Source organism: Kitasatospora sp. NPDC059146 (genome assembly GCF_042786665.1).
Classification (GTDB): domain Bacteria; phylum Actinomycetota; class Actinomycetes; order Streptomycetales; family Streptomycetaceae; genus Kitasatospora.
Map to the genome: position 1 here is coordinate 1 of NZ_JBHZCY010000117.1, position 12,208 is coordinate 12,208.

General features: G+C 73.1%; 11 protein-coding genes. 8 read left to right on the forward strand and 3 right to left on the reverse strand.

Annotation, left to right across the window (positions count from 1 at the left end; genetic code table 11):
* Positions 1 to 240 precede the first annotated feature (240 nt).
* The 4 genes from ACFXPX_RS34315 (at position 241) to ACFXPX_RS34330 (ending at position 4,868) form a co-directional block, all read left to right on the forward strand.
* On the forward strand, positions 241 to 1,245 hold the full coding sequence (locus ACFXPX_RS34315; RefSeq protein ID WP_375893527.1) for an agmatine/peptidylarginine deiminase: 1,005 nt from the start codon (positions 241 to 243) through the stop codon (positions 1,243 to 1,245).
* Positions 1,246 to 1,393: 148 nt separating this feature from the next.
* A complete protein-coding gene (locus ACFXPX_RS34320; RefSeq protein ID WP_375893529.1) occupies positions 1,394 to 3,043 on the forward strand; it encodes an ABC transporter substrate-binding protein in 1,650 nt (549 codons plus the stop codon).
* Positions 3,040 to 3,999, forward strand: coding sequence for an ABC transporter permease (locus ACFXPX_RS34325; protein ID WP_380522734.1), 960 nt, complete (start codon positions 3,040 to 3,042; stop codon positions 3,997 to 3,999). Before ACFXPX_RS34320 ends, ACFXPX_RS34325 begins: the two co-directional genes overlap by 4 nt.
* Entirely contained in the window at positions 3,996 to 4,868 is an 873-nt protein-coding gene (locus ACFXPX_RS34330) for an ABC transporter permease (protein ID WP_380522735.1), read from the forward strand. The genes ACFXPX_RS34325 and ACFXPX_RS34330 overlap by 4 nt, the downstream gene beginning before the upstream one ends.
* Positions 4,869 to 4,914: 46 nt before the next feature.
* Here the strand turns inward: ACFXPX_RS34330 and ACFXPX_RS34335 are convergent, their stop codons facing one another.
* The gene (locus ACFXPX_RS34335) at positions 4,915 to 6,168 is read right to left on the reverse strand and encodes an RNA-guided endonuclease InsQ/TnpB family protein (RefSeq protein WP_380522736.1); all 1,254 of its coding nucleotides are present in this window, start codon (positions 6,166 to 6,168) and stop codon (positions 4,915 to 4,917) included.
* A gap of 134 nt (positions 6,169 to 6,302) precedes the next feature.
* Here ACFXPX_RS34335 and ACFXPX_RS34340 point away from each other — a divergent pair, with 134 nt between their 5' ends.
* The 4 genes from ACFXPX_RS34340 (at position 6,303) to ACFXPX_RS34355 (ending at position 10,479) form a co-directional block, all read left to right on the forward strand.
* A complete protein-coding gene (locus ACFXPX_RS34340) occupies positions 6,303 to 7,322 on the forward strand; it encodes an ABC transporter ATP-binding protein (protein WP_380644417.1) in 1,020 nt (339 codons plus the stop codon).
* Positions 7,315 to 8,112 carry an ABC transporter ATP-binding protein gene (locus ACFXPX_RS34345; protein ID WP_375893537.1) on the forward strand — a complete coding sequence of 266 codons (798 nt, stop codon included), beginning with the start codon at positions 7,315 to 7,317 and terminating at the stop codon, positions 8,110 to 8,112. The genes ACFXPX_RS34340 and ACFXPX_RS34345 overlap by 8 nt, the downstream gene beginning before the upstream one ends.
* Before the next feature lie 223 nt (positions 8,113 to 8,335).
* Positions 8,336 to 9,568 carry an agmatine deiminase family protein gene (locus ACFXPX_RS34350; RefSeq protein ID WP_380644418.1) on the forward strand — a complete coding sequence of 411 codons (1,233 nt, stop codon included), beginning with the start codon at positions 8,336 to 8,338 and terminating at the stop codon, positions 9,566 to 9,568.
* Positions 9,565 to 10,479, forward strand: a complete 915-nt coding sequence (locus tag ACFXPX_RS34355) for a DUF4436 family protein (protein ID WP_380530561.1) — start codon at positions 9,565 to 9,567, stop codon at positions 10,477 to 10,479. Before ACFXPX_RS34350 ends, ACFXPX_RS34355 begins: the two co-directional genes overlap by 4 nt.
* A gap of 7 nt (positions 10,480 to 10,486) precedes the next feature.
* On the opposite strand, the gene ACFXPX_RS34360 is transcribed toward ACFXPX_RS34355, so the two are convergent.
* Both ACFXPX_RS34360 and ACFXPX_RS34365 read right to left on the reverse strand, forming a co-directional pair.
* Positions 10,487 to 11,461 (reverse strand): hypothetical protein, encoded by a 975-nt coding sequence (locus tag ACFXPX_RS34360; protein ID WP_380644419.1) that lies wholly within the window; start codon positions 11,459 to 11,461, stop codon positions 10,487 to 10,489.
* Positions 11,462 to 11,516: 55 nt separating this feature from the next.
* Complete coding sequence (locus ACFXPX_RS34365; protein ID WP_380530567.1) at positions 11,517 to 12,194, reverse strand: class F sortase; 678 nt, start codon at positions 12,192 to 12,194, stop codon at positions 11,517 to 11,519.
* Between the last annotated feature and the right edge of the window lie 14 nt (positions 12,195 to 12,208).

A 12,208-nucleotide genomic window follows, 5' to 3' on the forward strand; every position in this document is an offset into this window, starting at 1 on the left:
ACGTCCAGTACGAGGCCGACTCGGGCGCACGCCCAGCCGGGCGCCCAACGCCGCGCGCTGATCTGCCAAGATCCGCCGGACAGGCCCTAGGCCCTCCAACCCCTCGGCGGCCCGCCCGGTACCCCACGGCGGCGGGCCGCCGAGGCCTCGGCCCCGCGGCCTGCCCGGCGGATCCCGCCGGGCCCCGGCGCCGAGCCCGCACCACAGCACCGCACCAGTTCCGAACGGAAGAGGAAACCCGTGACGTTCCGAATGCCCGCCGAGTGGACCGAGCACGAGGGCTGCCTGATGGCCTGGCCCGTACGGCCGGACCTCTGGGGCGACACCCTGGACGAGGTGAAGCGCGAGTACGCGACGGTCGCCCGCGCCATCGCCGAGTTCGAGCCGGTCACCATGGTGGCGCCGCCCGGCCACGGCGACGAGGCGCGCGAGCTCTGCGGCGAGGGCACCACCGTCGTCGAACTCCCGCTGGACGACTCCTGGTTCCGCGACAGCGCGCCGATCTTCGTGCTGGACGGCGAGGGCCGGCGGGCCGGCGTCGACTTCCGCTTCAACGCCTGGGGCCGCAAGCACCACCCCTGGGACACCGACGACCGGATCAGCGCCCTGCTGCTGGACCACCTGGGCGTCCCCGCCGTCCGCTCCGAGATGATCCTCGAAGGCGGCGCCATCACCGTCGACGGCGAGGGCACCCTGATCACCACCGAGCAGTGCCTGCTCCACCCCAACCGCAACCCGGACCTGAGCCGGGAGGAGATCGAGGACGAGCTCAAGGCCCGCCTCGGCGTCACCAAGGTGATCTGGCTGCCCTACGGCGGCGCGCTGGACACCGAGACCGACGGCCACGTCGACGGCGTCTGCGCCTTCGTCGCCCCCGGCAAGGTCGTCGTGCAGCTGCCCGCCGACCCCGAGCACCCGGACTACGTGCGGATGCGCGCCAACCGCACCGTGCTGGAGCACTCCACCGACGCCCAGGGCCGGCCCTTCGAGATCGTCGACGTCCCGCAGGCCGCCTTCGTCGAGGTCGACGGCAACCGGGTCGAGGTCGGCTACCTCAACTTCTACCTGGCCAACGGCGGCGTCGTCGTCCCGGTCGCCGACCACCCCGAGGACGCGGGCGCGCTCGCCGTCCTCGCCGCGGCCTACCCCGACCGCAAGGTGGTCGGCGTGCGCGCCCGGGTGATCGCCTACGGCGGCGGCGGCGTCCACTGCATCACCCAGCAGATCCCGGCCGCCCGGGCCTGACCCCCGGCCGCCCGGGCCGGCCCCCATCCGGCCCCCGTCCGGCCCACGGACGCGACCGCCCCACCGGCGCGTCCCCCGCGGACCGGTACGGCCCGCACCCCGTACCGCTCCGCACCTCCCGTTCCGCACCGATCGGAAGACCACCCTCATGACGCTCGCACCCGCGAGACGCGCCACCAAGCGCGGCCGGCTCGCCCTCGCCACCGCCCTGCTCTCGGCCGCGACCATGGTCGCCGCCTGCTCCGGCCCCCCGCGCGGCGGGGACTCCGGCCAGGCCGGCTTCCAGCTCTCCGCCTCCACCCCGCCCGCCAAGGGCGAGATCGACTCCTTCACCTGGGCCACCTACGCCGAGCCGCCGACCCTCGACTACATCCAGGCCTTCGACTACCCGCAGAACACGATCCTCTCCAACGTGTGCGAGAGCCTGATGCGCTGGACCCCCCAGCTCACCCTGGCTCCCGGCCTGGCCGAGAAGGCCACCAACCCGGACCCGACCACCTGGGTCTACGACCTGCGCTCGGGGGTGCACTTCCACGACGGCACGGTGATGACCGCCGACGACGTCGTGTACAGCCTCGGCCGGCAGACCGACCCCAACAACGCGGCGGCCTGGGCCCAGACCTTCCAGAACGTCGACTCCATCACCAAGACCGGCCCGCTCCAGGTCACCGTCAAGCTCAAGCAGGCCGACTCCCAGTTCCCGCAGTACATGGCCACCGCCGCCGGCGTCGTCGCCGCCAAGGCCGGCATCGAGGCCGCGGGCAAGGACTACGGCACCACCGGCAGCCTCGACTGCACCGGCCCCTTCAAGCTCGGCACCTGGGCCAAGGGCCAGTCGCTCGAACTCCAGCGCTTCGACGACTACTGGGGCACCAAGGCCAAGTCGAAGAAGGTCGTGTTCAGCTTCCTCACCGACTCCTCGGCCCGCACCAACGCGATGCTGACCGGCGACGTCGACGGCGGCTACCTCATCCCCACCGAGAGCTACGACCGCCTCAAGAAGAGCGGCCCGGGCACCCTCTACTTCGGCGAGGGCCTGAGCACCGTCAACGTCAACGTCACCAACATGCAGGGCGCGCTCGGCGACGTCCGGGTGCGCCAGGCGCTGTCGCTGGCCCTGGACCGCTCCGGCTTCGTCAAGACCGGCCTGGCCGGCTCCGGCACCGTCACCGGCTCCCTCACCACCAGGGCCGCCTGGGCCTCCGCCCCCGACGACGTCCGCAAGAGCGCCTTCGACGGCCTCACCCCCACCACCCAGGACATCGACAAGGCCAAGGCCCTGGTCAAGGAGGCCGGCGCGAGCGGCAAGACGCTCGTCATGGCCACCAGCACCATCGGCCAGGACGTCTCCCTGCTCGCCACCGCCGTCCAGGCCGCCGGGACGAAGATCGGCCTCGACATCCAGCTCAAGACGATCGCCCCGAACGCCTTCACCGCGCTGTTCACCGACGCCAAGGCGCGCGAGGGCATCGACATGTTCCCGGAGACGTACTACGACTCCATCACCGACCCGCTCGACCTGCTCGTCAACTTCCGCACCGGCGCCTACCAGAACTTCGCCGGCTACAGCGACAAGGCCTACGACGACCTGATCGACCAGGCCACCGCCGAGTACGACCCGGCCAAGCGCGGCGCGATCGAGGCCAAGCTCCAGCAGGCCGCCTCCCAGCAGCTGCTGTGGATCCCGGTCGCCGAGTGGCCCACCGCCGTGTTCCTCAACAAGCGGATCACCGGCGCCCCGACCACCATCTCGTACATGTACTACCCGTGGGCCGCCGATGTGGGGGCCGCACGGTGAGCTTCCTCCGATTCGCCGCCCGGCGGCTGGTCGAGATGGCGGTGACCCTGCTCGGTGCCTCGTTCGTGGTCTTCGGGGCCATGTACCTGGCGCCGGGCAGCCCCGCGAGCTTCCTCCTGTCGGGACGGTCGGCCTCGCCGGCCGCCCTCCAGGCGATCAACGAGCAGTACCACCTCGACGACCCCTTCCTGGTGCGGTACTTCCGCTGGCTCGGCCAGGTGCTCCAGGGCGACTTCGGCCGCTCCATCACCTACCGCACCGACGTGTCCAAGCTGCTCGCCGACCGGCTCCCCGCCACCCTGCTGCTGGTCGGCATGGCCCTGGTGATCGTGGTCGTCATCGGCCTGGCCCTCGGCAGGCTCGGGGCGGTGCGCGGCGGCGCCACCGACTCCACCATCCTGGTCACCACCACGATCGCCCTCGGCACGCCGTCCTTCGTCGCCGCCGTGCTGCTCCAGGGCCTCTTCGCGGTCAAGCTCGGCTGGTTCCCGGTCGGCGGCGTCGGCGACGGCCTCGGCGACATGCTCTGGCACCTCACCCTGCCGGCGCTCGCCCTCGCGCTCTACCTCATCGGCATGCTCGCCCGGGTCACCCGCGCCGCCATGCTGGAGGCCCTGGAGGGCGAGCACGTCACCGTGGCCCGCAGCCGCGGCGTCCCCGAGCGCGAGGTGATCCGCCGCCACGTGTTCCGCAACTCGCTGGGCACCGTGCTGACCACCGGCGGCCTGATCGTCTCCACCCTGCTGGTCTGCACCATCCTGGTGGAGTCCGCGTTCAGCATCGGCGGCATCGGCCAGCTCCTCGAACTGTCCACCACCACCAAGGACTTCCCGACCGTCCAGGCCATCTCGCTGATCATCGTCGCCCTGTTCATGACGGTGAACCTGGTCGTCGACCTGCTCCACCCACTGGTCGACCCCCGGGTCACCCTCGGCTCCAGGAGGTCCGACGCATGAGTGCCGGTCTCACCGAACGGTCGGGCCTCACCCGCCGGCCCGGCCTCGGCCGGATCAAGGCCGCCCGCGCCCCGCTCTACCTGGCCTGCCTCGGCTTCGCCGTACTGGTGGTGCTCGCCGCCCTGCTCGCCCCCCTGCTGTCGCCGTACGACCCGAACGCCGTCGACCTGGGCAACGCCCTGGCCGGGCCCTCGCCCGACCACCTGCTCGGCGTCGACACGGCCGGGCGCGACACCCTCTCCCGGCTGCTGATCGGCGCCCGCACCTCGCTGCTCGGCCCGCTCGGCGTGGTCGTCTTCTCCACCGTCGCCGGCATCGCCGTCGGCCTCGCGGCCGGCTGGCGCGGCGGCTGGCTCGACTCCGTCCTCTCCCGCAGCACCGAACTGGTCTTCGCCTTCCCCGGCATGCTGCTCGCCATCCTGATCGTCTCGGTCTACGGCGAGGGCCTGCTCGCCCCCGTCGTCGCCCTGGCGATCGCCTACCTGCCCTACGTCTCCCGGCTCACCCGCTCCCTGGTGCTGGCCGAACGGACCCGGCCGTACGTCTCCGCCTACCAGGTCCAGGGCCACTCCGCCCTGCAGATCTGCCTGCGGCACGTCCTGCCCAACATCGCGCCGGTCGTCCTCGCCCAGTCCGCCGTCAACTTCGGCTACGCCCTGATGGACCTCGCCGGCCTGTCCTTCCTCGGCCTCGGCGTCCCCGCCCTCACCCCCGACTGGGGCCGGATGGTCTTCGACGGCCAGACCGCGATCCAGCACGGCTACCCGCTCTCCGCGATCCTGCCCTGCGCCCTGATCGTGCTCACCGTCGTCGCCTTCAACGTGGTCGGCGAGCGCTGGGCCGACCGGGTCGCCCGGAGGTCCGCATGAACGACCACCGCACCACTGGAAGGACCCCTTGACATCCTCCCTGCCCTTATCGGGTGGGGATTCCTCCCGCGCCTGTGGCACGGATGCCCGTGGTCCGCAGGTCGCCGAGGTGGGTTCCCCGTTCAACGGGCCGTGCCCGGCGTGGGATCGCCACACCGGGTCTCACCGGCCCTCCAGGGGCGTTTAGCCTGTCCGCCTGCCCGGCGGCCAGGATATTTCGAGCAGCGTTGAGGTCACGGTCATGCAGCACACCACATGCACCACACGCCCACTCCCTCACCCGCAGGGGTTTGGGTCCGTCGCGGTGCCCGCACGCCGAACAGAGCTGGGAGGACGGGAACGCGCGGGGCACGATCCCGATGACACGTCCGTACCGGGCTGCTTTCTCTTCGAGCAGGCGCCGGAAGGTGGCCCATCCGGCGTCGTGGACGGACTTGGCGAGTCGGCCTCGGGCGAGGCCGCGCACGTTCAGGTCCTCCAGGTACACCGCTTGGTTCTCGCGGATCAACTTGGTGGTCTGTTGGTGCAGCCAGTCCTTGCGGGTGTCGGCAACCTTGGCGTGCGCCCTGGCTACCTTGCGGCGGGCCTTGGACCGGTTCCTGCTGCCCTTGGCCTTGCGGGACAGCTCCCGCTGCGCGGCCTTGAGTTTCTTCTCCGCCTTGCGGAGGAAGCGGGGGTTGTCGATCACGCTGCCGTCGGAGAGGACGGCGTAGGTGGTCAGCCCGAGGTCGATGCCCACCTCGGCATCGACCTCGGGCAAGTGCTCGAGCTCCACGTCCACGACGAAGCTGGCGTGATACCGCCCGGCCGCGTCCAGCACGACCGTCACCGACGACGGGTCAGCGGGCAGCGCCCGCGACCACTTCACCCGCACATCGCCGATCTTCGCCAGATTCAGCTTCCCGTTGGAACGGATGCGGAACCCGTTGCGCGTGAACCGAAGCGACTGCCGGGCATCACGCTTCGACTTGAACCGGGGCAGACCAACCGGCCGACCGTCGCGCTTTCCGGACACCGAGTCGAAGAAGTTCCGGTACGCCGTGTCCAGATCCCGCAGGGACTGGATCAGCGGATCCACACCCACCGAGGCGAGCCACGCGCGTTCGGGGGTCTTCTTCGCCGCAGTGATCACGGACTTCTGCAGATCCGTGGCCTTCGGGTATGGCCGCCCGGTTTTCCGGGCTTCCTTTCGCGCCGCGAGACCGTCGTTGTACACCACCCGGGCACACCCGAACGTCTTGGCCAGCGCAGCGCGCTGACCTGCCGTCGGGTAGACGCGATAGGAGTACCTGAGGTGCACGAGAGCAACCTACCGACACGCACTGACAACGGCTCATGCCAGAACATCCGAAGACCATTCCGCCGCTTCGCGGCTCCGAGCCAAAGACCTATTCCTCCCCGGCCTGATGGCCAGGGCATCCTAGGAGATCAAAGGTGAACGCCCTCGACATCCAGGGCCTCCGGCTCCAACTGCCCGGCACCGCCCGGCCCGTCCTCGACGGGGTCGACCTCACCGTCGCCCCCGGCGAGACCGTCGCCCTGGTCGGCGAGTCCGGCTCCGGCAAGACCCTCACCTCCCGCACCGCCCTCGGCCTGCTGCCGTCCGGCGCCGCACCGGAGGGCACCGTCCTGGTCGACGGCGAGGACGTCCTGACTATGGCGCCCGCCCGGCTGCGCGCCCTGCGCACCGGCCAGGCCGCGATGATCTTCCAGGACCCCCGGGCCGCCATCAACCCGCTGCGCCGGATCGGCGACTTCCTCACCGAGAGCGTGCGCCTCACCGGCGCCATGAGCGCCGCCGACGCCGACCGGCGGGCCGTCGAACTCCTCGACGCCGTCGGCCTCGGCCCGGAACTGCTGAGCCGCTACCCCGGGCAGCTGTCCGGCGGCATGCTCCAGCGCGTGATGATCGCCGCCGCCCTGATGGGCGACCCGATCCTGCTGCTCGCCGACGAGCCCACCACGGCGCTCGACGTCACCAGCCAGGCCGAGGTGGTCGCCCTGCTCGGCCGGCTGCGCGAACGCTTCGGCACCGGGCTGCTGTTCGTCACCCACGACCTCGGCCTCGCCGCCGCGATCAGCGACCGGGTCTACGTCATGTACGCCGGACGGATCGCCGAGACCGGCCCCGCCGCCGAACTCTTCGCCCGGCCCCGCCACCCCTACACGGCCGCCCTGCTCGCCTCCACCCCCCGACTGGACGCCCCGGCCGGCCGGCTCGCCGCCATCGACGGCCAACCGCCCGACCTGCGGCAGGAGTTGAACGGCTGCGCGTTCGCCGCCCGGTGCTCCTTCGCCACCGAGGTGTGCCGGGAGCAGACCCCCGAGCTGGCCGGGGAGGCTCCCACTCCGGAGGAGCACCTGGTCGCCTGCCACCACCCGCTCGGGGACGGCCCGTTCGGGGACACCCCGGCCGGGGACGGCCCGCTCGAAGGGAGCCGCGCCGATGCCTGAGCCCGTACTCCAGGTCACCGGACTGCACCGGACCTTCGGCAGCGTCCGGGCGGTGGACGACGTCTCCTTCACCCTCGACGCCGGCGCCTCGCTCGGCATCGTCGGCGAGTCCGGCTCCGGAAAGACCACCACCGCGCGGATCATCGTCGGCCTCGAACAGGCCGACGAGGGGCGGGTCACCGTCCACGGCCGGCCGCGGACCGGCCGCGCCCGGGGCAGGGCCGAGCGGCTGGCCCGCGCCCGCGAGGTGCAGATGGTCTTCCAGGACCCGTACCTCTCGCTGGACCCGCGCACCAGCGTCGAGGCCGTGCTCCGGGAGACCCTGCGGCTGCACTTCCCGGAGACCGACCACCAGGCCCGGATCAAGGAACTCCTCGACCAGGTCGGGCTCGGCACCAGGGCCGCCGAAGCGCTGCCCCGCCAGCTCTCCGGGGGCCAGCGCCAACGCGTCGCCATCGCCCGGGCGCTGGCCGTGCGGCCGGCCGTCCTGGTACTGGACGAGGCGGTCGCCGCCCTGGACGTGTCCGTCCAGGCACAGGTGCTCAACCTGCTCGCCGACATCCGCGAGGAGACCGGCATCGGCTACCTCTTCATCACCCACGACCTCGGCGTGGTCCGCTGCGTCACCGACGAGGTCGTGGTGATGCGGAACGGAAGGATCGTCGAGGCCGGACCGACCGCCCAGGTCCTCGACGACCCGCAGCACGCCTACACGGCGCTGCTGCTGGAGTCCGTCCCCCGGCCCGGCTGGGATCCCGACGGGATCGCCGCCGCGCGCCGCGCGCTGTAGCGCGACCCGGGACCGGCAGGTGGTGGGACCTGCCGGTCCCGGGTGGGGGACGGCGCCGTCCGCCGTCGTTCCGCGGCCGTGGCCAGGGTGGGGCGGGCCAGGGTGGGGCGGGTCAGGGCGGGGCGGGGATTCCCTCGAACGGCGGAGCCGCGCCGCGCCGGAACCTGACGCACCTTTCAGTAGCCTGCGGAGCCGAACCCGACACCTACCGGAACGAGGCCCCATGGCTCCCTCCCGGCCGTCCCGCCGTGCGCTCCTGCAGTCCGGGGCCGCGTTCGCCGCCCTGGCCCTGGCCGGCGGCTGCTCCTCCGACAGCACGGCGGACGAGCAGCCCGGACCGAGCAGCCCGGCCGCGGGCACCCCGGCCCCGTCGGGCAGCCAGGCCGCCGCCCGGGCGATGCCCGCCGAGTCGGGCCTGCACACCCGCACCTTCATGGCCTGGCCGGCCCTGGAGGAGGTCTGGGGCGACCAACTCCCCGGCGTCCGGCAGGACATCGCCTCGCTCGCCCAGGCCGTCGCGGGCTTCGAACCGGTCGTCCTGCTGGCCCGCCCCGACCAGGCCGACCAGGCCCGCCAGGCCTGCGGCTCCTCCGTCGAGGTGCTGGAGCTGATGGTCGACGACCTGTGGGCCCGGGACACCGGCCCGACCTTCGTCACCGGCGCCCAGGGCCTGGCCGGCGTCGACTTCAACTTCAACGGCTGGGGCGGCAAGCAGACCCACGCCAACGACGGCCAGGTCGCCCGCAACCTCCTCGACCACTACGGCATCACCCGCATCCAGGCGCCGATCACCGGCGAGGGCGGCGGCATCGAGGTCGACGGCGAGGGCACCCTGATGGCCTGCGAGAGCTCCTGGGTCAACGACAACCGCAACCCCGGCAAGAGCCGGGACCAGATCGAGGCGGACTTCAAGGACCTGCTCGGCGTCCGGAAGGTGATCTGGTTCAAGGGCGTCGCCGGACAGGACATCACCGACTGCCACGTCGACGCGCTCGCCCGCTTCGCCGAGCCCGGCACCGTCGTCCTGCACCGCCCCGCCGCCGACACCCCGCCGGACGTCTGGACCACCGCCTCCAACCAGGCCGTCCAGGTGCTCCAGACCGCGACCGACGCCAAGGGCCGCACGCTCAAGGTGGTCGACCTCCCCGAGCCCGACTTCGACCTGATCCAGGGCGCGGGCAAGAACTTCCTCGCCACCTACATCAACTACTACGTCTGCAACGGCGGCGTGATCGTCCCGAAGTTCGGCGACCAGGCCGCCGACGACAAGGCGGCCGGCATCATCGGCGACCTCCACCCCGGCCGCAAGGTCACCCAGGTCTCCATCAACCACATCGCCGCGGGCGGCGGCGGCATCCACTGCGCCACCCAGCAGCAGCCGGTCGCCGCGGCGGGCGCGTCGGGCGCGTCGGCCGGAGCGCCGTCCGGCCCGGCCTCGCCCGCCGCCTCGTCGTGAGGGGCCGCGGCCGACTGCGCGGCAACCGCTTCGCCCTCGCCCTGCTGCTGCTCGCCGTACTCTGCTCGGCCGGCATCGCGCTGTACTTCAACGAGCGCGACACCCGGCAGCAGACCCGGGAACTGGCCCTGCCGACGGCGGCGGACTGGATCGAACTCGACCTCACCGCCCAGGAGATCGACCCCGGGTCGGGCGACCTCGGCCTCTACGTGGCGGCCGTCCCGCACGGCAGCCTCGCCGACGGTCCGGACTCCGCCGTGTTCACCCGGCAGGTCGACATCACCGTCCACTCCGCGGCCAGCACCGACCTGCGGGCCGCGGCGGGGGAGACCGTCACCGCCCGGTCCGTCCAGGCCAACCTCTACGACGGCACCGAGTCCGACTACCCCTTCGACCGCTACCACTTCGAACTGGGCTTCTCGGCCACGGACAGCGCCGGCGCGGTGCCGGTCGGGCTGGTTTTCGCGGACGCCGACCCGTTCTTCGTGGTGCGGCCCACCAGCACCCCGCACGCCTCCGGTGTGACCGTCCTGGACGGCCGGGTCAGCCGGGCGCGCAGCACCTTCATCCTGGCCTGGTTCATGATCGCCGCGATGTGGGCGCTCGCCCTGGCCGTGCTGGGTGGCGCGGAGGTGCTCTACCGCGGCGGCCAGGGGCTGGTCTGGCCCTCGCTCGGCTGGATGGCGGCGACCCTCTTCGCGCTCATCGGCATGCGCAACGCGGCACCGGGCTCGCCACCGGTCGGCTCGCTGATGGACTACGTGTCCTTCTTCTGGGCCGAGGGGATCATCGCCGCGAGCCTGGCCTTCACCGTCATCGCCGGGGTCCGGGTCGAGCACCGCAAACGCCGCGCGGAGGAAGCGGCCGCGGAGCCTTCGGCGGGCCCGGCGGCCGATCCCGCCGGACCCTGATGGTCCGTCAGCCGCTCCGATGGGCCGGGGCCACCGGCCGTGCGACCGCCGCCTCCCGGCCCGCCGGGACGCCGGGGGCCGCACGCGCGGCGCGCGGGGCGGTGGCGGCGAGCAGGAGGGCGAGCAGGACGTAGAGCGGGGCGGCGTTGGGGTCGGTCGCCTGGCCGGTGGACAGGCCGCCGAGGCTCTGCCCGAGCACCCAGAACACGAGGGACAGGGCGACGGCGGCACCGGCGGCCGGCGGCCGCAGGCGTGGTCGCAGTGCCGCGAGCCCGATCAGGGCCTGCGCCGCGACCAGGGCGACGGTGACGGCGGTGCCACCGGCGGCCAGGGCCGACACGGTGTGCGCGCCGGCCGGGCGGAGCCAGGCGGGAGCACTGTCCGCGCTCCCGGCGACGGCCTGGAGGGCGCCGTTCCCGGGCAGCGCCTGGAGCACGGCCGCGCCGACCCACAGCACCACCCAGGACCAGGTGAGCCATCCCGTCCGCAGTCCGTCGGCCGGTTCGGTCCGGACGGCGGCGTCGCCGGGAAGGCCTCCGGACGCCGGTGGCCGGGCCGGCCACAGGGCGAGCGCGACGACCGCGTACAGCACGACGGCGCCCGGTCCGCCGGTGAGCATCAGCGCGTGCGCACTCGTCAGGCCGCCGAGGCCCTCGCCCAGCCACCAGACGGCGAGCGCCCAGGCGATCGAGGCGCTGAGCGCGAGGCGGACCCGGCGGGCCGAGTGCGCGAGGACCAGCGCGGCGCCGAGCAGGAGTTGGGTGGCGGCGAACAACAGGTCGAGGGGGAGTGGTGCGGTGGCGATCAGCCGGGCCGCCCAGTGCACCGGGCCCGCGACGACGGCGGGCTGCTGGTCGCCGGCCGGGGCGATGATCCGGCGGGCGAAGCCGGTGGTGAACATGAAGGGCTGCAGCTGCAGCGCTCCGGCGAGGAGCCACAGCAGACCCAGGGTCACCTGGGCCCGGCGGCGGGTGATGCGCATGGCGTCTCCAGCGGGAGGGGGAGCCCGCCCGGCACCGCTGGGGCGCCGGGCGCGCTCAGGGGAGCGGGCCGGTCGGGTCGGCGTCGGCGACGGTGTTGCCGCGGTAGGAGTGGGTGGCCTGGTCCCAGTCGCCGCAGGTGATCAGCCTCAGGTGGGGCAGGGCGTCGGCGGATCCGTAGACGGCGAGGGTCGGGAACGCGTCCTTGGGGTACTCCCGCACCGTGTCGACGCGGAAGGGGACGGTGGCACCGTCGGCCAGGGTCACCGACACCTGGTCCCCGGGCCTGAGGGCACCGAGCCGGTAGAAGACCGCCGGCCCGGTCCGGGCGGAGTCGACGTGGCCCAGGATGACCGAGGCCCCGACCTGGCCCGGGCTCACCGATCCGGTGAACCAGCCTGCCTGGAGGGGCTGTTGGGGCACCTGAACGGTGCCGTCCTGGTTCAGGCCGAGTCGCAGCAGCGAGGTGTGGACGTGGATCGACGGGATGTCGAGTTCGGTCGGGGGCGAGGCGGGCAGCGGACCGGGCGGCAGCGCGGCGCCGCCGGGCGTTCGTTCGGCCGGGAGGGGCGCGGCCGGGAGGGCGGCCGCGGCATTCGGTCGGGGCGGCGGCTCGGCGTGGTCGGTGGCGGCCAGGGCGAGGGTGCTCGCTCCGCCACCGGCCAGCAGGCCGGTGGCGGCGAGCACCGCGAGGCGTCGGCGGGCGCCGGACACGGTCGGGTGGTTGCCGGGCATGGCGGGGCCGGGGG